Annotated in this window: 15 protein-coding genes; 11 read left to right on the top strand and 4 right to left on the bottom strand. The window is 75.1% G+C overall.

The features are described 5' to 3' along the window. Positions 1–14 precede the first annotated feature (14 nt). The 10 genes from HB370_RS02650 to HB370_RS02595 all read left to right on the top strand — a co-directional run bounded on the left by HB370_RS02650 (position 15) and on the right by HB370_RS02595 (position 19,753). Positions 15–1,109, top strand: a complete 1,095-nt coding sequence (locus HB370_RS02650; protein WP_051815268.1) for an HAD-IIIC family phosphatase — start codon at positions 15–17, stop codon at positions 1,107–1,109. Further along, a complete protein-coding gene (locus HB370_RS02645) occupies positions 1,106–4,702 on the top strand; it encodes a non-ribosomal peptide synthetase (RefSeq protein ID WP_030776508.1) in 3,597 nt (1,198 codons plus the stop codon). Before HB370_RS02650 ends, HB370_RS02645 begins: the two co-directional genes overlap by 4 nt. Positions 4,703–4,707: 5 nt before the next feature. Then, on the top strand, positions 4,708–7,977 hold the full coding sequence (locus HB370_RS02640; RefSeq protein WP_051815269.1) for a non-ribosomal peptide synthetase: 3,270 nt from the start codon (positions 4,708–4,710) through the stop codon (positions 7,975–7,977). Positions 7,978–8,258: 281 nt separating this feature from the next. Continuing rightward, complete coding sequence (locus tag HB370_RS02635; RefSeq protein ID WP_167512935.1) at positions 8,259–10,628, top strand: polyketide synthase; 2,370 nt, start codon at positions 8,259–8,261, stop codon at positions 10,626–10,628. Further along, positions 10,510–14,919, top strand: a complete 4,410-nt coding sequence (locus tag HB370_RS41650) for an amino acid adenylation domain-containing protein (RefSeq protein WP_348273524.1) — start codon at positions 10,510–10,512, stop codon at positions 14,917–14,919. Before HB370_RS02635 ends, HB370_RS41650 begins: the two co-directional genes overlap by 119 nt. Further along, positions 14,916–15,815 (top strand): 3-hydroxyacyl-CoA dehydrogenase family protein, encoded by a 900-nt coding sequence (locus HB370_RS02615; protein ID WP_037700253.1) that lies wholly within the window; start codon positions 14,916–14,918, stop codon positions 15,813–15,815. The genes HB370_RS41650 and HB370_RS02615 overlap by 4 nt, the downstream gene beginning before the upstream one ends. After that, positions 15,812–17,506 carry an AMP-binding protein gene (locus HB370_RS02610; RefSeq protein ID WP_051815271.1) on the top strand — a complete coding sequence of 565 codons (1,695 nt, stop codon included), beginning with the start codon at positions 15,812–15,814 and terminating at the stop codon, positions 17,504–17,506. Before HB370_RS02615 ends, HB370_RS02610 begins: the two co-directional genes overlap by 4 nt. A 68-nt stretch (positions 17,507–17,574) precedes the next feature. After that, positions 17,575–18,465, top strand: a complete 891-nt coding sequence (locus tag HB370_RS02605) for an ABC transporter ATP-binding protein (protein ID WP_037700256.1) — start codon at positions 17,575–17,577, stop codon at positions 18,463–18,465. Next, positions 18,465–19,244 (top strand): ABC transporter permease, encoded by a 780-nt coding sequence (locus HB370_RS02600; protein ID WP_030776524.1) that lies wholly within the window; start codon positions 18,465–18,467, stop codon positions 19,242–19,244. Before HB370_RS02605 ends, HB370_RS02600 begins: the two co-directional genes overlap by 1 nt. A gap of 80 nt (positions 19,245–19,324) precedes the next feature. Further along, positions 19,325–19,753, top strand: a complete 429-nt coding sequence (locus tag HB370_RS02595) for an OsmC family peroxiredoxin (RefSeq protein ID WP_030776527.1) — start codon at positions 19,325–19,327, stop codon at positions 19,751–19,753. 97 nt (positions 19,754–19,850) lie between these two features. Here HB370_RS02595 and HB370_RS02590 read toward each other — a convergent pair whose 3' ends face one another. After that, positions 19,851–20,696 carry an LLM class flavin-dependent oxidoreductase gene (locus HB370_RS02590; protein ID WP_030776530.1) on the bottom strand — a complete coding sequence of 282 codons (846 nt, stop codon included), beginning with the start codon at positions 20,694–20,696 and terminating at the stop codon, positions 19,851–19,853. A gap of 456 nt (positions 20,697–21,152) precedes the next feature. On the opposite strand from HB370_RS02590, the gene HB370_RS02585 reads away from it, so the two are divergent. After that, positions 21,153–22,808, top strand: coding sequence for a DUF4157 domain-containing protein (locus HB370_RS02585; protein WP_078637344.1), 1,656 nt, complete (start codon positions 21,153–21,155; stop codon positions 22,806–22,808). A gap of 139 nt (positions 22,809–22,947) precedes the next feature. On the opposite strand, the gene HB370_RS02580 is transcribed toward HB370_RS02585, so the two are convergent. The 3 genes from HB370_RS02580 to HB370_RS02570 are packed head-to-tail and all read right to left on the bottom strand — an operon-like array spanning position 22,948 to position 25,654. Then, positions 22,948–23,916, bottom strand: coding sequence for a class I SAM-dependent methyltransferase (locus tag HB370_RS02580; RefSeq protein ID WP_208974369.1), 969 nt, complete (start codon positions 23,914–23,916; stop codon positions 22,948–22,950). Then, positions 23,895–24,539, bottom strand: a complete 645-nt coding sequence (locus tag HB370_RS02575; protein WP_030776539.1) for a cysteine hydrolase — start codon at positions 24,537–24,539, stop codon at positions 23,895–23,897. Before HB370_RS02575 ends, HB370_RS02580 begins: the two co-directional genes overlap by 22 nt. After that, positions 24,536–25,654 carry an isocitrate/isopropylmalate family dehydrogenase gene (locus tag HB370_RS02570; RefSeq protein WP_244405368.1) on the bottom strand — a complete coding sequence of 373 codons (1,119 nt, stop codon included), beginning with the start codon at positions 25,652–25,654 and terminating at the stop codon, positions 24,536–24,538. Before HB370_RS02570 ends, HB370_RS02575 begins: the two co-directional genes overlap by 4 nt. Positions 25,655–25,660: the final 6 nt, after the last annotated feature.

Below are 25,660 nucleotides of genomic sequence, written 5' to 3'. Positions count from 1 at the left end.
CCGGAAGGACGCAGATGACCGCGGCCGTTGGCCTTCCCACCGTCAAATGCCTGGTGTGGGACCTGGACGACACCCTGTGGGACGGGGTGGTGCTCGAAGGCGACCGGCCCAGGCCGTTCGCCGCCGCCCTGCGCACCCTGGACACCCTCGACAGCCGCGGCATCCTGCACGCGGTGGCCAGCCGGGGCGAGCGCGACGTCGCCGAACGCTGGCTGAAGGAATGCGGTCTGGCCGACCGCTTCGTCGCCCTGGAGATCGGCTGGGGCGCGAAATCCGACGCCGTCGCCGCCGTGGCCGAGACCCTCGGCATCGGCATCGACACCCTCGCCTTCATCGACAACGACGCCTTCGAAAGAGGCGAGGTCGCCGCGGCACACCCCACGGTGCGCTGCTACCCGGCCGACCAGGTGGGCGTCCTGCCCGACCTGGACGACTTCCGGCCGCCCTTCGTCACCCCCGAGTCCCGCCAGCGCCGCGCCATGTACCAGGCCGAGCAGCGCCGCAGGGCCGCCGAGGAGTCCACGAGCGGCTCCCCGGCGGAGTTCCTCGCCTCCCTCGGGCTGACCCTGACCGTGCGCCGCGCCCGCCCCGGCGACCTGGAGCGCGCCCACGAACTGACGGTGCGCACCCACCAGCTCAACAGCACGGGCCTGACCTTCTCCCTGGAGGAACTGCGGGACCTCGCCGCCTCACCCCGGCACGAGGTGCTGGTCGCCCGGCTCACCGACCGGTTCGGCTCCTACGGCACCATCGGCCTGGCCGTCAGCGACCTGCTGGACGGCGAACAGCGGCTGCGGCTGCTGCTCATGTCCTGCCGCGTGCTCTCCCGGGGCATGGGCCGGATCCTGATCGGACACATCGTGGAGCGGGCCCGCGCCGCCGGCCGGGTGCCGCGCGCCGAGTTCGTCTCCACCGCGCACAACCGGATCACGCTCGTCACCCTCGGCTTCGCCGGTTTCGTCCCGGTCGAGCGCGACGGCGACCGGATGCTGCTCGAACACCGCCCGGACCGCGGCGAGGCCGGCTCCCCGCACGTGCGGATCATCGACGAGGACACGGACCCGGCGGGCCCGGCCGGCACCGGGGAAGGGGAGGGGACCACCACGTGAGCGAGATCGACACCGCCGAGCTGACCGTGCTGGTGCGCCGCACCGTGGCCGAGGCCGTCGGCCGCGCGGACGACGAGATCGGCGACGACGACACCCTGGTGGGCCTCGGCCTGGACTCGCTGCGGGCCCTGGAACTCGCCGCCCGGCTGGAAAAACGCCTGGGCGCACGCCTCGACCCGTGGCTGCTGCTCGACCGCGAGACCGTCGCCGAGGCGGCCGAGGGCATCGCCGAGCAACTGCGCGCGGACGGCACCGGCCGGACGGAACCGGAGCCGGGAGGCGCCGCGACCGCCGGCGGCCGGCGCGAACTGTCCGACGGCGAACGCAGACTGTGGTTCCTGTACCAGCTGGCCGAGGACTCCTCGGGCTACCTGCTCTCCTGCGGGCTGCGCCTGCGCGGCCCGCTGGACCCGCCCGCCCTCCAGGCCGCGTTCGCCGCCGTCGTCACCCGCCACCACCCGCTGCGCACCCGCTACGCGGAAGGCCCGGACGGCGAACCCGTCGCCGAGACCATGCCCCCGCCCGCCCCCTTCCCGCTGCCCGTCACCGACCTGCGCGACCGCGCGGACCGCGAACAGGCGGTCCGGGCCGCCGCCGAGGAGGACCGCCACACCCCGTTCGACCTCGGCGCGGGCCTGCCGCTGCGGGCCCGGCTGCTGCGCACCGCCGACGACGAGCACGTCCTGCTGCTGGCGATGCACCACATCGCCTTCGACGCCTGGTCCACGGCCGTACTGCTGCGCGAGCTGACCACCGCCTACCGCGCGCACCGCGAGGGCACCGACCCCCTGGCCGCGCTGCCCCGCCTGGAGGAGGGCTACGACGCCTTCGCCCGGGCCCAGCGCCGCGGCTCGGTGCTGCGCAGGTCCCGTCTGGCCTGGTGGCAGCGCTACCTGGAGGGGGCACCACCGCGCATCGACCTGCCCGGCGACACCGACGGCGCCGCCCCGCACGCCGGCACCCACGGATTCGACCTGCCGACCGACCTCGTCGCCCGGCTGAAGGAGTTCTCCGTCGGCGAGGGCAACACCCTCTACACCACGCTCCTCGCCGGATTCCTGGCCCTGCTGCGGGCCCGCGGCGCCGGCGCCGACCTGGTGGCCGGCACACCCGTGACCGGCCGCGTCACCCACGCCTACCAGCAGCTCATCGGGCTGTTCGTGAACACCGCCGTGGTCCGCGCCGATCTGTCGGGCACACCCACCGTGCGCCAGGCCGTCGACCGGGTCCGGGCGGCGGTGCTGGGCGTGCGCGACCACCAGGAGCCGTTCAGCGAGATCGTGCGCGCCGTCAACCCGCCCCGGGTGCCCGGACGCAACCCCCTGTTCCAGGTCATGTTCGACATGCACAGCCTGCCCATCGACCTGCTCGACCTGCCCGGGGTCACCGTGTCCTCGCTCGACGGCCGGCCGGTGTCCCTCAACACCGTCGAGGCGGCCGGCGAGGAGGCCAAGTTCGACCTCACCCTCACCGTCGAGGACCGCGGCGAACGGGTGCTGTGCGCGCTGGAGTACGAGGCCTCGCGCTTCAGCCGCCACTGGGCCGAGGAGTTCGCCGCCGACTACGCCCGGCTGCTCGGCGCCTGGGCCCATGACCCGGACCAGCCCCTCGCCGCCACCCTGCCCGCCGCCGCGTCCGCCGCGCCGCCCTCGGTCCTGACCGGACCGGCCGAACCCCTGGACGACCTCGCCGCCCACCGGCTCGTCGAGGACCACGCCGCCCGGCACCCGGACGACCCCGCCGTCCGCGACGGGCACGAGGAGCTGACCTACGGCGAACTCGACACCCGCGCCCAGGCACTCGCCCACACCCTGCGCCGGGAGGGCGTACGCCCCGGCACCGTGGTCGGCCTGCTCCTGCCCAAGTCCGCGAGCCTGGTCACGGCCGCCCTCGCGGTGTGGAAGGCGGGCGGCGCCCACCTCACCCTCGACCCGCGCTACCCGGCCGAACGACTGCGGGCCATGCTCACCGAGTCCGGCTGCCGGCTCGTCGTCGGCGACCCGGGCCTCGTACCGGAACTCGCCGACGCGGCCCGCTTCCTCCCCGCGACACCGCCACCCGGGGACACCGGCGGTACCGACCGCACCGGCGACACCGACGGTATCGGCGGCACCGGTGACCACCTGCCCGGCCCACCCGGCGAGGAGGCGGACCGCACCGCCTACGTCGTGTTCACCTCCGGCTCCACCGGGCGGCCCAAGGGCGTCGCCGTCACCCACCGCGCGCTGCTGAACAACTTCCGCGCCTGGAGCGCCGCCTACCACCTCGACCAGGTCCGCGCCCACCTGCAGATGGCCGGTTCGTCCTTCGACGTCTTCCACGCCGACCTGGTGCGCGCGCTGTGCTCCGGGGCCTGCCTGGTGCTCTGCCCGCAGGACGCGCTGCTCGACCCGCCCGCACTGCTGCGGCTGCTGCGGGAGAACCGGATCGGCTTCGCCGAGTTCGTGCCCGTCGTCCTCCAGGGACTGCTCGAACACCTGGAGGAACAAGATGCCGACCTGTCGTTCCTGCGCGCCCTCGCCGTCGGCTCCGACGCCTGGCCGGCCGGCGCCCACCGCCGTCTGCTGCGCCGCATGGCCCCGGACGCCGTCCTCGCCAACTCCTACGGCCTGGCCGAGGCCACCGTGGACAGCGCCCTGTTCACCGGCGACCCGGCCGGCCGGACCGACGAACAGCAGGTGCCCATCGGCCGCCCGTTGCGCAACACCCGCCTGTACGTGCTCGGCGAGGACCTGCGTCCGGTGCCGCGGGGCACGCCCGGCGAACTGTGGGTGGCCGGCGCGGGCGTGACCGCCGGATACCTGGGCCGGCCCGACGAGACCGCCCGGCGCTACCTGCCCGACACCGTCGCCGGAGCGCCCGGCGAACGCATGTACCGCACCGGTGACCGGGCGGTGCTCCTCGACAGCGGCGACCTGGTGCTCCTCGGCCGGGTGGACCGCCAGCTCCAGGTGCGCGGGCTGCGGGTGGAACCGCAGGAGGTGGAAACGGTGCTGGCCGCCACCCCGGGCGTGCGCCGGGCCCTGGTGGTCGCCGACCCGCGCGGAGCCACCGAGGGCCTGGTGGCCTACCTCGTGCGTGAACCGGGCGCCGACCCCGACCCGCGGCAGGCCACGGCGATCGCCCGCCGCGCCCTGCCGGAACCCGCCTGCCCCGGCCACTACGCCGTCGTCGACACCCTGCCGCTCACCCCCAACGGCAAGCCCGACCTCGCCGCCCTGGCCCGGGTACCCCTGGCCGCCGCCGGCGCGGGCGGCGCCCGTACCGCACCGCGCACCGACGCGGAGCGGGCCGTCGCCGCCGTGTGGCGCGAACTGCTGGAGACGGACGACATCGGCGCCGACGACGACTTCTTCGAACGCGGCGGACACTCCCTGCTGCTCACCCGCATGGTGGCCACCCTGCGGCGGCGGCACGGAGCCGCGCTCGCCCTGTCGGAGGTGTTCCGGCAGCCGACCGTGGCCGCCGTCGCCCGGCTGCTGGAACAGACCGGCCGGACGGCGCCGGCGGCGGTCCCACCGCGCCGCACGGCGGCCCGTACCACCGTCAGGATCGGCGCCGACGGCACCGTACTGGCGGCAGAGGACAGGTGAGCCCCGTGGACTCCGCACCCGCCCGGGAGGCGGCCGCCGAGGTGCTGCCCGCCACCTCCGCCCAGGAACGGCTGTGGTTCGAGGAACAACTCGACCCCGACCGCGCCCTCTACGCGGTGCCGTGCCTGCTGGAGCTCACCGGGCCCCTGGACCGGGAAGCGCTCGCCACCGCCCTCACCCGGCTGGTGGCCCGGCACGAGGCCCTGCGCACCGGCCTGCTGCGCCAGGACGGCCGTCTGCTCCAGGTCGTCCTCGGCCCGGACCAGGTGCGCGCCGAACTGGCCTACGAGGACCTCGACGGCGGCCCCGGTCCCGCTGTTCTGGCTGACGGGGATCTCGGTGGCGGCCCCGGTCCCGCCGCTCAGGCCGGCGAGGATCCCGGTGGCCGACCCGGCCCCACCGCCCGGGCGCTGGAGCGTGCCGAGCGGGAGTTCCGGCGGCCCTTCGCGCTGGCCCGGCCCCCGCTGCTGCGGGCGCTGCTGCTGCGCACCGGCGCGGACCGGCACGTGCTGGTGCTCACCGTCCACCACACCGTCTGCGACGGCGCCTCCGTCGCCGTCCTCGTCGACGGGCTGCTCGGCGAGTACGCCCGGGTGCGGCGCGGCGAGCCGGCCGCCCCGCCCCCGGACGGCCCCGGGTTCGCGGACTGGGCCGCCTGGCAGGAGGAGCGGCTCGTCCCGGAGCGCGAACGGCTGCTGGCGCACTGGAAGCGCGCGCTGGCCGGTGTCACCCCGCTCGCGCTGCCCACCGACCGGGAGCGGCCCGCCACCCCGGACCACGAAGGCGCCGTCCGCCACACCGCGCTCGGCGGCGCCCGGCTCGCCGCCCTGCGCGCACTGTGCCGCGCGGAGGGCGTCGGCAGCGCCACCGGTCTGCTCGCCGCCGTCTGCGCGCTGCTGCACCGCCTCAGCGGACAGCGGGACGTGTGCGTCGGCATGCCCGTCTCCCGGCGCGACGACCCCGCGCTCGCCGAGGTCGTCGGCATGCTGGTCAACACCGTGCCCGTACGCGTGGACCTGCCGGGGGAGACGACCTTCCGGGAGGCGCTGCGGCGCACCGGACGGGCCGTGGCCGACGCCGTCGCCCACGGCGACCTGCCGTTCGACGAGATCGTGCGGGCCGCCGACGTGCCCCGGGGCGCGGACACCCCGCTGTTCCGGGTGCTGGTCGGCCACGAGCGCGCCGGCGGCCCCCGCGCGGACAACACCGGGCCGGCCGTGCGCGAACTGCGCCCGCCGTTCCCCACCGCGCGCTACGACCTGTCGTACTACTTCACCGAGGACGCCGACGACGCCGCCCTGTCGGTGGAGTACCGCACCGCCCTGTTCGACCCCGACCGGGTGGAGCGGCTGCTCGGCCACTTCCGCACCCTGCTCACCGCCGCGCTCGCCGCCCCCGACCGGCCGCTCGCCGAGCTGCCCCTGCTCACCCCCGAGGAGGAACGGGAGACGGCAGGGCTCGCCACCGGCACCCGCGTGGAAGCGCGGCCGCCGGTCACCGAACAGATCGCGGACCGGGCGCGGCGCACCCCGGACGCCGTCGCGGTCGCCTGCGGCGACACCCAGGTGACCTACGCACGACTGATGGACCGCGTGCGCCGGCTGGCCGCCCGGCTGCGGGAACTCGGCGCGGGCCCCGAACGGCCCGTCGTCGTCGCCGTACCGCGCTCCGCCGACCTGCCCGTCGCCCTGCTCGCCGTACTCGCCTCCGGATCGGCCTTCGTCCCCGTCGACCCCGGCCACCCGCCCGCCCACCTGGCGCGGGTGTGCGCCGACAGCGGCGCCCGGCTCGCCGTCACCACCACCGCCGCGCGGCCCGCACTGCCCCAGGACGGCCTGCGCACGCTCCTGCTGGACGCCGAGGAGCCGCCGCCCGGGTCACCGGAGCCGATAGCGGTGCCCGAACCCGGTCAGCTCGCCTATGTGCTGTACACCTCCGGCTCCACCGGACGGCCCAAGGGCGTGATGATCGAACACCGGTCGCTCGCCGGACTGATGGCCGTGATGGACGAGGTGGACCCCATCGGCCCCGGCGACACCTGGCTCGCCACCTCCAGCGTCACCTTCGACGTGTGCCTGGCGGAACTCCTGTGGCCGCTCACCCGGGGCGCCACGGTGGCGGTGTCCGCCGCCGGCGTCGGGCGCCCGGGACTCGCCGCCGAACTGCGCCGCTTCGCGCCCACCCACCTCCAGGTCACGCCCTCGGCCGCCCGGCTGCTGCTCGCCGACCGCGACACCGCCGCCGGGCTGCGCGGCCTGCGCGCCCTGATCCTGGCCGGCGAACCCCTCACCGGGCCGCTGGTACGGGAGCTGGCCCGCGCCACCGACGCCCGGGTGCACAACCTGTACGGGCCCACCGAGGCCACCGTGTACGCCACCCACCACGCCGACCCCGACCCGGAACAGGCCGCGGTGCCCATCGGCCGGCCCGTCGCCGGCGCGGTCGTCCAGGTCCTCGACGAGCGGGGCCGTCCCTGCCCGCCGGGCGTGCCCGGCGAGCTGTGGATCGGCGGCACCGGCGTCGCCCGCGGCTACCTGGGACAGCCGGAACTGACCCGGCAGCGGTTCACCGACGCCCCCGCCGCCGGCGGCCGCGCCTACCGCACCGGGGACCTGGCCCGGCGCCGCACCGACGGGGTACTTGAGTTCCTCGGCCGCCTCGACCGCCAGGTGAAGGTGCGCGGCGTACGGGTGGAGCCCGCCCAGGTGGAGCGGGCCCTGGAGGAGCACCCACGGGTACGGCAGGCCGTCGTCACCCCACGCACCGGACCCGCCGGCATCACCGAACTGATCGCCTACGCGGTCCCCGCCGGCTGCGACGAGGCCGAGCTGCTCGCCCATCTGCGCGCCCGGCTCCCGCAGGCGATGGTGCCCGCCGCCGTGGTGGCCCTGGACCGGATCCCGCTCACCCGGAACGGCAAGACCGACTTCGCCGCCCTGCCCGAGCCGACGGTACGGCGCTCCGCACCGGGTGACGGCCCGCCGCGCACCGACGCCCAGCGCGCCGTCGCCGCCCTGTGGGCCGAGGTACTGGGCCGTCCCGGCCCGGGGACCGACGCCGACTTCTTCGCCTCCGGCGGTGACTCCCTCAAACTCGTCGCCCTGTACGAACGGTTGGAGAGCCGTTGGCCGGGGGCGCTGCGGCTGGCCGAGCTGTTCGACCTGACCACGGTGGCGGCCCAGGCCGAGGCGGTGGAGCGGCGAGCACGCACGGCACCGGCCGGGCCGGAGGGCGCCGGGCCGGAGGGCGCCGGGGCGCGAAGGGTGGAGCTGTGACGGACCGGCCTCCCGCGCGGGCCGGGCGCCCCGGCCCCGCACCCCTGCCCGGTCCCACGGCCGGGAACCCGGACACCGCACCCCCGCCCAGTCCCGTACGCCCGCCTGGTGCCGCGCCCCGGCCCGCTCCCGTACGCCCGCCCGATCCCTTATCACCGCCCGATCCCGGCTCCCCGTCCGGGCCCTCGGCCAGGTGGCCGGACCCCGTACCCCCGACCGGAGCCACGACCCGGGGCCGTGCCCCGGGTCCCCAGACGACCCGCAAGGAGACCGTCGCAGCCATGAACGACGTCGCGATCATCGGGGTCGCCGTCCGCTTCCCCGACGCGCCCAGCCTGGACGCCTTCCGGGACAACCTGCGCCGGGGCCACGACAGCGTCCGGCCGCTGTCCCCGGAGCGGATCCGCACCAGCGGCATCGACCCGCACCGCGACTACGCGGAACTCGCCCACCTGGACCGCGTCGACACCTTCGACCACCGGTTCTTCGGGCTCTCCCGGCGCGAGGCCGAAGTGCTCGACCCGCAGCACCGCCTCGCCCTCCAGCTCGCCTGGCACGCCATGGAGGACGCCGGGCACAGCCCCGCGTCGCTGCGCGCCACCCCCACCGCCGTCGTCCTCAGCGCCCCGCGCGCCGACTACTTCCGGCTGGTGCCCCGGCCCGACACGCTCAGCCTGCTCGGCAACCTGCCCGCCGGCCTGCCCGGACGCGTCTCCCAGGTGCTCGGCCTGACCGGGCCGTCGTACGCGATGGACACCGGCTGCAACGGCTCCCTGGTCGCCGTCCTCCACGCCTGCCGCGAACTGGCCGACGGGGAGGCGGAGTACGCGCTGGCCGGCGGGGTCAGCCTGAAGGTGCTGCACGAGCCGCGCGACGCCCACGCGCACTTCCCCGAGATCCTCTCCCCGGACGCCCGCTGCCGCGCCTTCGACGCCTCCGCCGACGGCACGGGTGACGGCGAAGGCGGTGCCGTCCTGCTGCTCACCACGCTGGAACGGGCACTGCGCGACGGCGACCACGTCTACGCCGTCGTCAAGGGCGGCGCCGTCGCCCACAACGGCCCGCGCACCGGAGCCATGGGCACCCCGTCCCCGGCCGCCCAGGCCGAGGTGATCCGCCGCGCCTGGCACCGGGCGGGCCTGGAGCCGGGCGACGCCGGATACCTGGAGGCCCACGGTTCGGGCACCCGGCTGGGTGACGCCGTCGAGCTGCGCGGGATCGCGCTGGCCCGCGGCCAGGCGCCCGGTGCACCGCTGCCGATCGGCTCGGTGAAGACCAACATCGGCCACCTCGACCACGCCGCGGGCATCGCGGGACTCGTCAAGGCACTGCTGTCGGTCCGTCACGGCGAGCTGTATCCGTCCCTGCACTACACGGCCCCGCCCGAGGGGCAGGACCCCGCCGAGCACGGTGTGGAGGTGGTCACCCGGGCCCGGGCGTGGACCGAGCCGGACGGCCGGCCGCGCCGCGCCGGGGTCAGCTCCTTCAGCCTGGTGGGGTCCAACGCCCACCTGGTCATCGAGCAGGCCCCGCCCCCGCGACCGGCGGAGGAGAGGGGCGCGCGCACCCACCTGGACGCGCCCCTGGCCGTAGGAGTGTCCGCCCGGAACCCGCGCACGCTGGCCGAGACCTGCGAGCGCCTGGCCGCCGCCCTGGACACCACCCGTCCTCCGCTCGCCGACACCGTCCTCACCCTCACCACGGGCCGTGACCACCACGACCACCGGGTCGGCCTGGTCGCCCGGACCACCGAGGAACTCGCGGGCGCCCTGGCCCTCGCGGCGCTGCGCACCCGGCAGGGCCAGGGCGCGGGCGCCGCCGCGGCACCGGCCCGCGACGGCGTCCATCTGCTGCTCTCCCGCGACATCACGGTCGCGGACCCCGCTCAGGACGTACCCGAGGGGGAGCGCGCGCCGGGCGGGACGGCGGCCCGCGTGCTGGACCGGCAGCTCGACGCCCACCGCCGGCTGTCCGGATACGGCATCACCGTGACGAGCCTGCTCAGTTCCGGCGTCGGGCGCTGGGCCGCCCGGGTGATCGACGGCGAAGCGACCCGGGAGGAGGCCGACGCCGCGCTGGCCGCGGCGGACGGGATCGGTCCGGCCCCGGACGGCGACCGCCTGCGGGCCGCGCTGGACCCGCTGTTCACGGCGGAGCGAGCGCCGGTCTTCGTCGCCCTGGGCGAGGACGGCGAGCTGGCCCGCGCCTGTCACCGCCCGGCTCGCCGAGCGTCCCGGCGCCGCACTCGTCACCGTGGGCAGCGGTCCCGACGCCGTGGCCCGCGCGGTCGCCGAGCTGTACGCGCTCGGCGTGGACATCGACTGGCCCCGGCCCGAGGGCGCCCGGCGCACCCCGCTGCCCGGCTACCCGTTCCAGGAGGAGCGCTGCTGGGTCCGGCCGGAGGGCGAGTACCTGCGCTGGGAGGAGCTGTGGCCGGGCGCGGGCCCCCGGCCGGAGGCGTCGCCCGCGCCCCGGCCCGCCCCCGAGCCGGAACAGTTCGCCCCGTCCCCGGCCACGTCCGCCGAAGCTCCCGTGCCCGTGGGCCCTTCCGTCTCCGCCTACGCCCCCGCGCCCGACGGCGGGACCGTCGTCGACCGGGTCCGCCGGGCCTGGACCGACGCCCTGCACGCCGGGGAAGTCGCCGACGGTGACGACTACTTCGAGCTCGGCGGCAACTCCATCACCGCCCTGGAGGTGATCAGTGCCCTCGACCGCGAGTTCGGCGTGACGCTGAAACTCATCGACCTCTACGACCACCCCACCCTGGCCGACCTCGCCGCGTACGTCGCCGACCGCGCGGGACTGCCGAGGACCGCGCCCGCGGAGCACCGGCCCACCGTCCCGCACCCGCAACCGCACACCACCGGCACGGAGCCACAGCAGCCCCAAGCGCCTCAGCAGCCGCAACCCCAACCACGCCCCGCCCCCGCCGGCGCACCCACCGCCCCGCCCCCCATCACCCGCACCGACGCCACGGTGCTGTCCTTCGGCCAGGAACGCCTCTGGTACCACCAGCAGTTGGAGCCCGGCAGCCCGCTGTACAACATCCCCACCCGCGTCCATCTGCACGGCACCCTCGACGTCGAGGCACTGCGCGGGGCCCTGCACGACCTGGTGGAGCGGCACGAGATCATGCGGTCGTATCTCCCGGCCCGTGACGGCCGCCCCGAACTGCGCATCGCGCCGTCGCTGCCCGACCTCGGCCGGTTCGTGGACGTCCGCGGCGAACCCGATCCGCTCGCCGCCGCCCGCCGCCTGGTCGAGGAGGAGGCCACGGCCCCGTTCGACCTGGAACACGGCCCGCTGACGCGCGCCCTGATCGTCACCTACGGGCCCCGGGACCACGTGCTGTGCCTCAACGTCCACCACGCCGTGGACGACGGCTGGAGCCCGGGCATCCTCGACCGCGAACTCACCGAGTTCTACACCGCGCGCATCGAGCGCCGCGCCCCGCGCCTCGACCCGCTGCCGGTGCGCTACACCGACTACGCGCACTGGCAGCGGCAGTGGCTGACCGGGGACGTACTGCGCCGGGAACTCGACCACTGGCGCACGGTGCTGCACGACGCGCCCGTGCTCGACCTGCCCGCCGACCGGCCCCGCCCACGCCGCAAGGACTTCGGTGGCGGCCTGCACACCTTCACCATCCCCGCGCCGGTCGCCGCGGCGCTGCGCGAGACGGGCAGGCGGGAGCGGGCCACCCTGTTCATGGTGCTGCTCACCGCGCTCGACGTGCTGCTCGCCCGGCTCACCGGCGGTCGCGACATCGTCGTGGGATCCCCGACCGCCGGCCGCGACCGGCCCGAGACCCGGGGCCTGATCGGCTTCTTCAACAACACCGTGGCCCTGCGTACCCGGCTGGCCGACGGCCAGCGGTTCACCGAGGTGCTGCGCGAGGCCCGCCGGGTGGTGCTCGACGCCATGGAACACGCCGAGGTGCCCTTCGAGAAGGTCGTCGAGGCGGTCGCACCGGCGCGGGACCTAAGCCGCAACCCGCTGTTCGACGTGGTCCTGCTGCACCAGACGATCCCCGTCATCCAGGGCCGGATGCCGGGGCTGGAGCTCAGCTCCTTCGAGGCAGAGGACCGCACCATCGTCCACAACGGACTGGCGCCCGGCACCGCCAAGTTCGACCTGACCTTCTGCGTGTGGGAGCGGGACGGGCACGACGACCTGCCGGTCGGCCTGGAGTACAGCACGCAGCTCTTCGACCGGGAGACCGCCGCCGCCATCGGTGACGCCTTCCTGGCCCTGCTGCGCGCGGTGGCCGCCGACCCCGAGGGCGAGGCCCTGGCGCTCCCGCTGACGGACGAGACGTCCGCCGCCCCCCTGTCCACCCCGCCCCTGCCCGGCGCGCCCGACGCCACCCTGCACTCCCTCGTCCTCGACCAGGCGCGGCGTACCCCCGACGCGCCCGCCGTGGCGCTGGACGAGGCCACCTTCACCTACGGCGACCTCGACCTGTGGTCGGCCGACACCGCAGCCCGGCTGGCCGCCGCCGGAATCGCACCCGGTGACATCGTCGCCGTACGCCTGCCCCGCTCGGCGCACATGGTCGCGGCGGCGCTCGGCGTCCTCCGGCTCGGCGCCGTCCACCTGCCGCTCGACCCGCGCCAGCCGGACGCCCGTACCGCCGCCATGCTCGCCGACGCCCGCCCGCGCGCCCTGATCACCGACGGCGAGGCACCACCGTCCTGGACCGGACCCGTCGTCCACCTCGCCGGGCGGCCGCCGCGGACCGCGCAGCCCCCGGCGGACCCGGCCGCGCCCGGCGACCCGGCCTACGTCATCTTCACCTCCGGCTCCACCGGACGGCCCAAGGGCGTACTGGTCGAGCACCGCGGCGCGGCCACCCTGGTGCGCGCCACCCGCGAGGAGTGGGAACTGCGGCCCGGCGAGCGCGTCCTGCAGTTCGCCGCGCCCACCTTCGACGCGTGGATCTGGGAGGTCTTCACCGCCCTCGCCGCCGGCGCCGTCCTCTGCGTGCCCGACCACCGCACCGTACTCGTGGGCGACGACCTGGCCGCGGCCATGACCCGGCACCGGGTGCACACCGTGATGCTGCCGCCGTCCGTCGCCGCCTCCCTGCCCGAGGACGCCGACCCGCCCGCGCTGCGGCTCATGGTGCTCGGCGGCGAACCGGTGCCGCCCGAACTGGTACGCCGCTGGGCGGGCCGGTGCCGGGTCGTCAACGCCTACGGGCCGACCGAGGCCACCGTCTGCGTCACCATGGGCGACTGCGTGCCCGACGGCTCCCGCCCCGCCATCGGGCGCCCGCTGCCCGGTACCCGGCTGTGGGTGCTCGACGAACGGGGCCGCCCCGTGCCGCCCGGCGTCCCCGGCGAGCTGTACATCGGCGGCGCCCAGGTGGCCCGGGGCTATCTCGGCCGGCCCGAGCTGACCGAGCGCCGGTTCGTCACCGTGCCCGGCACCACCGAGCGCGCCTACCGCACCGGAGACCTCGTACGCCGCCGGCCCGACGGATCGCTGGCCTTCGTCGGCCGCGCCGACAACCAGGTCAAGCACCGCGGTTACCGCATCGAACTGGAGGAGATCGAGGAGGCCCTGCGGGCCTGCGGCGCCAAGGACGCCGCCGTGGTGCTGGACACGGACACCGACGGCGGTGTGCTGCGCGCCTTCGCCGTACCCGGCGCCGACCCGGCCGGCACCGGCGAGGAACTGCGCGCCCGGCTCGCCGACCGGCTGCCGCCCTACATGGTGCCCGCCGCCCTCACCCTGCTGCCCGCGCTGCCGCTGACCCCGCACGGCAAGGCCGACCGCCGGCGGCTGCTGGCCCTCGGCCGCGAACTCGCCGGCGAAGCGGCGCCCGCCCCCGCCGGCCCCCCGGCAGCCACACCCGCCGACGCCCTCGAAGCGGACCTGCTCGCCCTGTTCCGGACCGTGCTGGGACACGGCGGGATCGGCGTGGACGACGGGTTCTTCGAGTCCGGCGGCCACTCCCTGCTCGCCGTCCGGCTGATGAGCCGCGTCCGGGAACTGACCGGCCGCACCCTGCCGCTCGCCACCCTCTTCGAGCACCCCACGGTCCGCGACCTGGCCGCCCTGCTGCGCTCCGGCCCGGACCCGGCCGCCCCCCGCTGCCTCGTACCCATCCGCGAGCGGGGCGACGGCGAACCGCTGTTCTGCGTCCACCCCTCCGGCGGCAACGTCCTCGTCTACCAGCCGCTCGCCGACGCGCTCGCCGGGACCCGCCCGCTGTGGGGCGTGCAGTCCCACGGCCTCGCCGAGCACACGGAACCCGACCGCACCGTGGCGGCGATGGCCGAGCGCTACCTCGCCGCGATACGCGAGATCCAGCCCACCGGCCCCTACCACCTCGCGGGCTGGTCCTTCGGCGGCGCCGTCGCCTACGAGATGGGCGTGCGGCTCCTCGAGGCGGGCGAGCGGGTCGCGCCCGTCCTGCTGCTCGACACCGACCTGACCGCCACCGTGCCCCGCCACACCGACGACGACGCCGCACTGCTGGCCGGCCTGCTGGCCCCGTTCACCCCGCCGGACACCGCCCGGGAACTGCACGCCCGCCTGCCGGGCACCCCCCTGGAGAAGGCCGTCGCCACCGCCCGCGACCTCGGAGCGCTGCCACCCGGCACCGGCCACCCGGAGGTACGGCGGCTGCTGCGCGTCCTGCGCGCCAACGACGCGGCCTTCGCCGCCTGGGAGGTGCCCGACTACCCCGGCGACCTGACGGCCGTACGCGCCGCCGGCGGACGGCTGACGGACCAGGGGCTGGCGGCGCTGCGCGAACGGGTGCGCGGCCGGCTGACCGTGGTGGAGGTGCCGGGCGACCACTTCACGATGCTCACCGAGCACCGCGCCGCCCTGGCCGAGCGGCTCGCCGCGCACCGCGCGCGCGAACGGGAGACGACCGGGCACGGCGGCACAGGCAGCGCAGGATCCAGGACGGTTGGAGGAGGACAGTGAGCCAGGAAACCCAGCGGCCCGTGGGGATCGTCGGCGCCGGGGTCATGGGCGCCGGGATAGCCCAGTGCGTCGCCCAGGCGGGCCACCCCGTGGTGGTGGTCGACCCCAGCCGGGAGGCCCTGGACGGCGCGCGCCGCCGCGTCGCGGACGGACTGCGGCTGAGCCGCCTGCTGCACGGCTCCCGGGGCGGTACGGCGCCGGCCCCCGGGACGGACCCGGCGGCACTCATCCGGTGGACCACCGACTACGGCGACCTGGACACCGCCTGGTTCGTCGTGGAGTGCGGCCCCGAGCGCACGGACGTCAAGGAACGCATCTTCGAACAGCTCGACAAGGCCTGCCCCGAGGACACGGTGTTCGCCACCAACACCTCGGCGATCCCCGTCGACCGCCTGGCCGCCCGCACCCGCCGCCCCGGACAGGTCCTGGGCATGCACTTCATGAACCCCGCCCCGCTGAAGGACACCGTGGAGGTCGTCCGCGGCCCCAGGACCGGCGAGGCGGCCCTGCGCCAGGCGGAGCGACTGCTGGAGCTGACCGGCAAGAAGGGCATCCACGTCTCCGACGGCCCCGGCTTCGTCACCAACCGGGTGCTCATGCTCACCTGCAACGAGGCCGCCCAGGTCGTCCAGGAGGGCACCGCGGACGCCCGGACCGTCGACCGGATCTTCCGGGACTGCTTCGGCCACCCCATGGGCCCGCTGGAGACCGGCGACCTCATCGGCTGGGACGTCATCGTGGACACCCTGCACGTCCTGCGCGAACACACCGGCGATCCCAAGTTCACCCCCTGCGACCTGCTGGTGGGGATGGTGGAGCGCGGCGAGACCGGCCGCAAGGCCGGGCGCGGCTTCTTCACCCACACGGCGGCCGGGGCCCGGGGAGGCGCCCGATGAGCCGCGAACGCACCCTCGCCGAGGCCTTTCTCGACGCCGTCCACGACCGGCCCGGCCACCCCTTCCTGACCCTGGTGGAACCCGACGGCGACCGCACCGTCACCCTCGCCGAACTGGCCGGGCACGCGGCCGGGGCCGGCCGGCTGCTGCGCGAGTCCGGGGCCCGGCCCGGCGACCGGGTGCCGCTGGTATTCGACTCCGGCCTCGCCGCCGTCGCCGCGTTCTTCGGCACCCTGCTGGCCGGAATGACCCCGGCCATGGTCGCCCCGCCGATGGGCCGCCGCCAGGGCGCCGCCTACCAGGAGCACGTGCGCGGCGTCACCGAACGCTGCGCCTCCCGGCTCGGCCTGACCGACCGCGAGTTCGCCGGCGCGCTCGACGGCGCCGCCGCGCACCCGTTCCTGCCGCTCGTCCCGGACCGGCCCGAACCGGTCCCCGACCGGCCCGACGCCCCCGAGGCGGCGGGCCCGGTCGCCCTGCTCCAGTTCACCTCCGGCAGCACCCGCGTCCCCAAGGGCGTCCAGGTCACCCACGCGGGGGTGCTCGACAACACCGCCATGTTCGCCGAGCGGTTCGGCCTCGGCCCCGGCCGGCCCTTCTGCTCCTGGCTGCCGCTCTACCACGACTTCGGCCTCATCGGCGGCCTGCTCAGCTCGCTGCTGTCCGGCGGCAGCCTGGTGCTGATGCCCCCTCAGGCGTTCATCCGCTCCCCGCTGGGCTGGCTGCGCGCGGCCCAGCGGGGCGGCGCCACGGTCACCGGATCGCCCAACTTCGGCCTCGCCCTGTTCAACCGGCGCTTCGCCGCCGAACCCGCCGAGCACCTCGACGGCCTGGACCTGTCCGGCCTGCGCACCGTCGTCGTCGGCTCCGACCCCGTCGTGCCCGAGACGGTCGAGGCGTTCCAGAAACTGCTCGCCCCTTACGGCCTGCACGAGCGCGCGGTACGCGTGGGGTACGGCCTGGCCGAGAACACGCTCGTCGTCACGGCGGTACCGGACGGACAGCCGCTGCGCACCCTCACCGTGCGCCGCCCGGACGGTGCACGCGGCCCCGTCCGGCCGACCGGGAGTACCTCTGACGGCCCGGTGGTGACCGCAGTATCGTGTGGCACGCCTGCCGGCAATCAGGAAGTGAGCATCGTGGACGAGCACGGAACGACCCTCGGCCCCGACGTGATCGGTGAGATCCAGGTGTCGGGGCGCAGCGTGGCGCTGGGGTACCTGGACGACCCCGAGGCCACCGCGGCGGCGTTCCCCGGCGGTGCCCTGCGCACCGGCGACCTCGGCTTCCTGCACGACGGCGAACTGTACGTCACCGGGCGGCTGAAGGACGTGGTGATCGCCCGCGGCCGCAACCTCAACGCCCTGGACGTGGAACGCGTCGTGCGCACCCTGCCCGGCGCCCACGAGGGCGAGTGCGCGGCCTTCGGGGCGCGCACCGCGGAGGGCGAGGAACTGGTCGTCGCCCAGGAGGTACGCCCCGCGTCCCCCGAGGACCACCGGGCCCTCGCCCGCGAGGTGACGGCGCTGATCGTGCGGGAGTTCGGCATCGCCCCCGCCGATGTGCTCCTCGTCCGCATGCGCACGCTGCCGAGAACGTCCAGCGGCAAGCTCCGGCGTTCCGGGTGCGCCGACCTGTACGAGCGCGGCGAACTGGTGACGCTCTACCGCCAGGGGTCCGCCGCCGTGTGAACGGGGCGGACGACCGGGCGGCGGCAGGCGCTCGAAGTGACATCGGGTCCGTGTGCGAGAGGAGTGAAGTGCTCGAAGTCATCGACTTAGTCAAGCGCTACGGCGAGGTGACCGCCGTCGACGGTGTGTCCTTCCATGTGGCGGCCGGTGAGATCGTAGGGCTGCTGGGAGTCAACGGCGCCGGGAAATCGACCACGCTGGAGACGATCGTCGGCCTGGTCACACCCGACTCGGGCACCGTCACGGTGGACGGCCACGACGTGCGCGCGCACCCGGAGCGGGCCCGCGCCCACATCGGGTTCGCCGCCCAGGACACCGCCCTGTACCCGAGGCTGACCGTGCGGGAGAACCTGCGGTTCTTCGGCCGGCTCACCGGGGCGAGCCGCCACGACGCCGACGCGCGGGCGGACGAACTGATCGGCCTGCTGGGCCTGACCGACCAGGCCGGACGGCTCGCGGGCGTCCTCTCCGGCGGCGAGGCGCGCCGCGCCCATGTCGCGGTCGCGCTCATGGCCCGCCCCCGCCTGCTGCTCCTGGACGAGGCCACCGTCGGCCTCGACGTCCGCACCCGCACCCACATGCTGGAGCTGGTGGTCCGGGCGGCGCGGGAGAGCGGCGCCGCGGTGCTGTTCTCCAGCCACTACCTCGCCGAGGTGGAGAGCATCTGCGACCGGGTCGTGATCATCCACCGGGGCCGGGTGCTCGCCGACGGCACCGTCGCCGAGACCATCGGCCGGCACGCCAAGTCCGCCGTCGAGTTCACCTTCGGCGACGGCACCCGGCAGCGGCACGAGGTCTCCGACCCGGCGGCCGAACTGCCCGCGCTGCTGGCCCGGCTCGACACCGGCGCCGGCGCCCCCGAACTGAAGTCCGTCAATGTGCTGCCGGCCTCCCTGGAGACCGCGTTCTGGGCCCTGACCGGGGAGGAACCGGCGGGACTCGTCGAGGAGGTGGCGTGATGCGGCTCGACCGGCTGGCCGTCATCGGCGGCAACGAGTGGCGCATGCTCTGGAAGGACCAGGCCGTCGTCATGCTCCTGATCGTCACCCCCGCGGTGATGATGGGGATCATGGCGGACGGGCTCGCCCCGGTGGTCCGCGAGAGCTTCGACGCGGGCGCCTCCATGAGCGGCGCCGACTTCGCCGTGCCCGGCTTCACCGTCATGTTCGCCTTCTTCATGACCGGTTTCATGGGCAACGGCTTCTTCCTGGAACGCGGTTGGGGCACCTGGCAGCGGCTGCGGGCCTCGTCCGCCCGTTCCGCGGAGGTGCTGCTGGGCAAGACCGCGCCCTACGCCGCGGTCTCCACGCTCCAGATCCTGCTGATGCTCGCCTTCGGCTGGCTCGTCCTGGATCTGCACCTGCGCGGCTCCGTGGCCGGGCTCGTGCTCATGATCGTCGCGGTGGTGGCCGTCATCATGGCGATCGCCCTGTTCCTGGTCGCCCATTGCGGGTCCAGCCAGCAGATCAGCGCGCTGACCAACCTGGTCGGCATCGTCGGCGGGGTGATCGGCGGCGCCTTCCTGCCGGTGGACTCCCTGCCCGGCTGGACCCAGGCCGTCGCCTACGTCACCCCCCAGTACTGGGCGGTGGACGGCCTGTCCGGCGTCCTCGGCGCCGGGGACGGCCTGGCGGACGTGGTACCCAATGCCGCGGTACTGCTGGGCGCGGCCGTCGTACTCATCGCCTTGTCGGCACGCCGCCTGTCACTGACGGAACAGGAACGCGTCGCCGCCTGAGGACGCCTGACGTCCGGCGTCCGCCGGGGGCGCTCCACGCCCCCGTCTCCACTCGCACAACCCATAGCGAAAGGTTCACCATGGCAGTCATCCGTACCGCCGGTTCCCACTGGGAAGGCACCCTCCAGGACGGCCGGGGCACGGTCACCCTCGCCTCCTCCAACGCCGCCACCCACGAGGTGAGCTGGCCGAGCCGGGCCGAGGAGCCGGCCGGCCGGACCAGCCCCGAGGAGCTGATCGCGGCGGCCCAGTGCGCCTGCTACAACATGTCCCTCACCCACACGCTGGAGAGCAAGGGCCACACCCTGGAGTCCGTGGACACCAAGGCGGAGGTCACCTTCGAACTCGGCGCGGGCCTGACCCGCCTGGCCCTCACGGTCCGCGCGACCGTCCCCGGCATCTCGGAGGAGGACTTCCGCGAGGCCGCCGAGACCGCGAAGACCAACTGCCCGGTCACCATGGCCCTCTCCGGCATCAAGGAGATCACCCTGGACGCGACCCTCGCCTGACCACCCCCGCCCGGCGGCCACGAAACACACCGCGGCCGCCGGGCCGGAAGACGGGGTGGCGGAGCCGTGTTGTCGGCCCAGTGCCCATCCCGAGCCCTCAGACGACGTCGGCGAGGCGGTCTACCTGGTCGGGGTCGAGGCCGTAGCAGTAGAGCATGACCTCGTCGGCGCCCAGGTCGCCGAAGGCGGTGATCGCGGCGCGGATCTCGGAGGGTGTGGTGAGCAGGCCGGCCACCATGCGGTCGGCCATGCCGGTGAAGGTGTAGTAGGCGTGCATGGCGGCCCGGGCGTCGGCGACGACCTCGTCGGGGCCGAGCGCGACGTTGACCTGTGCGACCATGCGGGGTTCGCCGTCGCGGCCGTACTCCTTCCAGAACGCGCGGACGGTCTCGAACATGCCGCCCGCCCAGGACGGTGCCGCTGCGGAGAGGAAGCCGTCGCCCCAGCGTGCGACGCGTTCCAGCGCGGGGGGCTGGAAGCCGCCGAACAGCACCTCGGGGCCGCCGGGCCGGGCGGGAGCGGGGCCGATCGGGCCGGCCCCGTCGCCGTACGGCCGGCCGGACCACAGGCGGCGCAGCACCGCCATCTGTTCGTCCAGGCGCCGGCCCCGGGTGCGCTTGTCGATGCCGGTGACCTGGTGATCGTCATCGCGGCCGCCGATGCCGAGGCCGAGGACCAGGCGGCCGCCGGTCATCCGGTCCAGCGTGGCGGCCTGCTTGGCCAGGAGGGCGGTGTCCCGCAGCGGCGCGAGGAGTACCTCGGTCTGGACCCGGAGGCGGGAGGTCGCGCCCGCGAGAACGGCGAGGGCCACCAGGGGCTCCGGGTTGTGGTACACGAGCCGGTCGAGCAGGCCGAGGGTGCTGAAAGGACCGGCGTCGGCGCGCCGGGCCCACGTGAGCAGAGTGGCAGGGTCGCCGATGGGCAGGCCGATACCGACGTTCATGAAGGAGCCTCCGAAAGGAAGGAAGGGCCGACAAGGACAGCTGCCGCCCCTCCGGCACCTCAGGGAGGTGGGACGCTCCCGCTCTGCGGCGTACTTCCCAGGGAGCCTCTCGTCGAAGTGCCCTCACCCTAGGGCAGCCGACTTCCGGCAGCAATCCGATTCGGGCCGTGCGCCCGCCGGTTGCCGGCAGGCTGCCACAAGGGCACACCGAGGTGCCCGTTCGGTCCTCCCGGGCTGCCCCGAGGTCTCTGGCGTGCCTCCCCTCGCGCCCTGTATCCAGGAGGGAGTCGCATTCGGCCGTCAGATGAGGAACACGTGCACGACCACAGCAGGACGAGGACGACCGGGGCGGACACCCGCCGAGCGCCGGCCCGGCGGGCCACCGCCGGACCGCAGGCGGACGCGCCGGGCCTCGCGGCTTTCCAGGCGGCTGCCGGGAACGACGCCGTGGTGCAGATGCTGCGCCGGGCCGGACACCTGCCCGCGGAGCCCCACCAGCACGGTGCCGGCTGTGGACACGAGCAGCCCGAGGTGCAGCGTTCCGCCGTCCACGACGTGCTGCGTGCCCCTGGCCGTCCCCTGGACGAGGCCACCCGTACCGACATGGAAGCCCGGCTCGGCGCCGACTTCTCCGACGTGCGGATCCACAGCGACGCGGCGGCCCGGTCCTCGGCGGCGGAGGTGGGAGCACGGGCCTACACCTCGGGCAGCCATGTCGTCCTCGGGGAGGGCGGGGCGGACCGGCACACCCTGGCCCATGAGCTCGTACACGTGATCCAGCAGCGCCGGGGCCCCGTCGCCGGAACCGACAACGGGTCCGGTCTGCGGGTCTCGGACCCCGCCGACCGGTTCGAGCGGGAAGCGGAGGCCACCGCACGGCACGTCCTGGCGGGGCACGCCGCCCAGGCGCACGCCCCCGCTCCCGGTGCCGCTTCCGAGGCGCACACGGGGGCCGGCGGACCGGCCGCGGTGCAGCGCATCGTCAAGATCACCCCAGGCATGTACATGCGGGGCGTGGGCGCCACCGAAACGACGCTCGACCCGCGCCAGTTCCGGAGGTATCTGGCGATCGCGGTGGAGGACGAGGTGCACCGCGCCCAGCAGGTGGACACCACGGGCACCTACGAGGCGAGGCTCAAGGAGATCAAACGGAGGCTGTCCGACATGCCGGAGGCCCTGCGGCTGACCACCGAACTCGTCAACGCGGTGAACGCCGTCCTGGAGGAACAGCAGACCTACGTCCCCAACTACAACCCGCCGGGCCACCCTGACGGACCCGGCGCCATGGTCCCGGTGCCGAACGCCACGACCCGGTACGCGACGGAGCCGGACACCGGCGAAACCGGTTACTACCACACGTCCCTCATCGCCAACCGGGAGGAGCCGTACTGGGGCGACGACACCACGATGCGCGAGAAGACCGCCAACTCGCTCGGCCCGCTCGTCGACAAGGCCCCGAAGGAGCAGCCCAGGCTCGGGCAGCACGCACACGGCGGCGGGAACCTGCCGTTGACCCGGCTCACGCTGGGTCAGGCCGCCGAGATGCTGCCGCGCCCGCTGCTCAACCTCATCTTCGACGTGCGCTACCAGCTGGAGCAGCCGGACCAGGGACAGCAACAACCCGTGATCGACGAGCGGACCGAGGCGCAGAAGGCGGACCGCGACAAGAGCCCGCACGAGCCCGGGACCCTGCGCAGCTGGCACCAGGACGACTACGGCAGGCTCCCCGACAACGGGTTCGACCCCGCGGCCGTCCCCGCGCACGCCCGGAGTCTGCACGCCCACTACACCGCCCACTCGCAGTCCGGCGCGGGCTCCTCGGTCCAGAACGCGGCCACGGCACCCCGCGGGTTCGCCGAGTACACCGGTACGGGAAGCAACTGGGAACACAACGTCAAGGTGGTGCTGGACTACATCCAGAAGCGCGTCTACCTCACCTTGACGCACTACCAGTACTGGGCGCTGATCCCTCCGGAGCAGAAGGGCAAGCCGTACACGTTCTGGCAGGGGCCGGGCCAGAACCTGGAAGCGGCCCGCGCGGCACTCGCCGAGCAGCCGCGCGGCGCGACCGGAATCATGATGAGCCCCTGGCTGGAGATCAGCATGTCCTGACCGGATAGCCCGTCCCGCCCGGCTGCTGATCGGTGTCGCGGTGCTCGCGGCCGGCTCCGCACCGTGGGCGCTGCCGTGCCGCCTCACCCCGGTCGGGAAACGGGCCGCCGTACGAGCGCCGTCGTCTCCTGGCAGCCGGTCACCGTCGGCGGGCTGCCGCAGCGGCCCCGTCGTCGCCGTGCTCGGCGGGACGGGACCGGCCACGACCGCGGACTTCCTCACCACGGGTGGCGAAGCACCAGCGGTTGGCCGCCAAGGCGTCGTCCGGTTCGGGGCGGGGGCCACGGCCGTGTACGGCGGTGAAGTCGTACGGCGTGCGGGCGGTCACCGTCCAGCCGCGCGCGGTGAGATCACCCGCCGTGTCGGGACGTGGCCCGCCGTCGAACAGGGAGAGCAGGTCGATGCCGGCCCGCTGCCGGGCGGCGGCGTAGACCGGACTGGCCCGTACCCGCGGTGCCTCGACGCCCGGTTTCACCTCGTACGCCAGGGAACTGCCCGGGGCGCTCAGCCGGTCGACCGTGGCCACGAGGCGGCGCTCGGCCGCCGCCGGGAGGTAGAGCAGCAGCCCCTCGGCGAGCCACGCGGTGGGCGCGGCGGCGTCGAAACCCGCCGCCCGCAGAGCCTCGGACCAGTCGAGCCGGAGATCGGCCGCGAGGACCCGGCGCCGGGCCGTGGGGGCGGCGCCGACCCGGTCGAGCACCGCTTGTTTGAACGTCAGCATCCCGGCGGTGTCCACCTCGAGGACCACACAGCCCGGCGGCCAGTCGAGCCGGAACGCCCGGCAGTCCAGGCCCGCCCCCAGCAGGACCACCTGCCGGACGCCCTGGCGTGCCGCGCGGAGCAGGTGGTCGTCCAGGACGCGGGTGCGCAGGCCGAAGTACCGCCCGAGCCGGCCCCACAGCGGGTCGGCCTCGCCGGCGGGCACCTGGTCCGGGCGGACCGGCCAGCCGGCCGAGGCCGGCGCGGCGCGCACGAAGTGCTCCGCGAACGGGTCCCGGGCCAGGGCGTCGGGGCGATGGGTCTCGATGGCCCGGGCCGCGGCCACCAGCAGGGCCGTGCGGCCCACACCCGCCGCGACGGCGGGGTTCACCGCGGCGGCCGCGCGCACGTCTCCTCCTCGGCTCGGTACACCGGCGCGGTCCACGCCCGGGGGTCGTCCGCGGTGATGGTCCGGGCGCCGTAGACGAGCCGCATGAACCTCAGCACCGCGTCGTACGGCAGGTGCAGCGCGGCCGTGCAGTCCGTCAGGACGGTCACGTGGAAGCCCTTCTGGAACGCCGTGCGGGCGGTGGTGTCCACGCACACGTCCGCGTACAGCCCGGCGAGGACCACATGGCTCACGCCCCGCGCGCCGAGGTACTCCTCGAAGCCGTCGGACAGGAAGGCGTCGAAGCAGGCGCGTTTGGTGAACACCCGTTCATCCGGGGCCGGGACGACGGCGTGGAACCGCGCGCCCCATGAGCCCTCCAGGCACTTGGGCCGCTTGCCGAGCGTACGGTCCCGCAACCGCCAGGCGGGGCCCTGGTGTTCGGGGTCGCCGACGAAGCGTACGAAGAGCACCTCCACGCCCGTCTCGCGCGCCCGGGCCACCGCCCGGACACAGCCGGCGACGGCCCGTTCCAGCACGGCCATGTCCTTGCCGAAGCGGGCCAGGGCCGCCGGGCCGGCGCAGAAGTCGTTCTGCAGGTCCACGACGAGCAGGGCCGTCCGGTCCGGTTCCGCGCCGGTCATGACCCGCCGACCAGGGCGTCGCCCTTCGGGGCCCCGCCGGTTCGGGAGGCGTCGAGCAGGGGGAGCAGGGCGTCGACCACGGCGCTGGTGGAGTGCCGCCCGCCGAGGTCCGGGGTGCGTACGCCCCGCTCGTCCAGGGCGCGCAGGGCCTGCTCGGTGGCCCGTACCGCTCCGGGGCACCCGGCGTGGCGTTCCGCGACGAGCGCCGCGGCGCGGATCGTCGCCACCGGGTTGACGAGGTCCCGGCCGGCCAGGTCGTCGGCGGATCCGTGGACCGTCTGGTACTCGACCAGGCCGGACAGCCCGGGATCGAGGCAGACGTTCTCGGTGCAGCGGCTCTCCTGCCGGTCGTTGCCGAACCGGTCGAGCAGCATGACGTGCATGATGTCGGCCCACTCGTTCCCGGCGACGATCACCGCCCGGTCGGGCAGCCCGTGGGTGATCAGATCACGGTTGACCGTGTCCGGCTGGAACAGGTCGACGCGTATGCCGAGCCGGTCCGCGAGTCCGGCCACCCAGGTGTCGAGGGCGCCGTCCAGCAGGTGGAACTTGTAGGCCATGACGATGCGGTCGGGCGGTCCGTCCGGCCACTCGCGCCGGGCCCGGCGCAGGGCGTACGTGACCACGGCCTCGGTGATCTCCCGGCTGAAGGTCATGGTCCGGGTGACCTCGCCCGGCGTGTGCCGGTTGTCCCCGGTGTAGAACCCCTGGGCCTGGTCCCGCACCAGCAGCAGCGAGCGGCCGGCGCCGGTGAGGAGATCGACCTTCACGGAGCGCAGCCGCTGCCGGACGAGGTAGAGCGACTGGGCGTTGACGGCGGTGCGGAAGACCGCCCGGACGCCCCGCGCGGCCAGGGTGCGGCAGAACCGCTCGTAGTGGTCCGCGTCCTCGGCGGTCAGCGCCTGGATCCTGGCCACGTCCCCTTCGGCGCGCAGCGACCGGTACGAGTGGTAGAGGCGGGGGGAGCGCTCGATCGCCACGCCGTGCGGAAGCCCGGCGGTCAACGCGCCGAGCACCCGCTCGAAGACGTCCGCGACCTCGGGCCCGGTACCCCGGCCCACCGCCAGCCCGACAACGGGCCGCTCGGTGCCCGATTCCCCTGCGGGAGCGACCACTTGGGG

It is taken from the genome of Streptomyces sp. DSM 40868, from assembly GCF_011820545.1.
Lineage (GTDB): Bacteria > Actinomycetota > Actinomycetes > Streptomycetales > Streptomycetaceae > Streptomyces > Streptomyces eurythermus.
The sequence above is the reverse complement of the archived record's forward strand: the minus strand, read 5'-3'. Positions and strand labels throughout refer to the sequence as shown.

What these genes read in the sequence shown, in the direction of transcription:
- HB370_RS02575 (WP_030776539.1), bottom strand. Translation starts at nt 24,539, where the DNA reads ATGACCGGCGCGGAACCGGACCGGACGGCCCTGCTCGTCGTGGACCTG.
- HB370_RS02610 (WP_051815271.1), top strand. Translation starts at nt 15,812, where the DNA reads ATGAGCCGCGAACGCACCCTCGCCGAGGCCTTTCTCGACGCCGTCCAC.
- HB370_RS02595 (WP_030776527.1), top strand. Translation starts at nt 19,325, where the DNA reads ATGGCAGTCATCCGTACCGCCGGTTCCCACTGGGAAGGCACCCTCCAG.
- HB370_RS02600 (WP_030776524.1), top strand. Translation starts at nt 18,465, where the DNA reads ATGCGGCTCGACCGGCTGGCCGTCATCGGCGGCAACGAGTGGCGCATG.
- HB370_RS02585 (WP_078637344.1), top strand. Translation starts at nt 21,153, where the DNA reads ATGCTGCGCCGGGCCGGACACCTGCCCGCGGAGCCCCACCAGCACGGT.
- HB370_RS02635 (WP_167512935.1), top strand. Translation starts at nt 8,259, where the DNA reads ATGAACGACGTCGCGATCATCGGGGTCGCCGTCCGCTTCCCCGACGCG.
- HB370_RS02590 (WP_030776530.1), bottom strand. Translation starts at nt 20,696, where the DNA reads ATGAACGTCGGTATCGGCCTGCCCATCGGCGACCCTGCCACTCTGCTC.
- HB370_RS02650 (WP_051815268.1), top strand. Translation starts at nt 15, where the DNA reads ATGACCGCGGCCGTTGGCCTTCCCACCGTCAAATGCCTGGTGTGGGAC.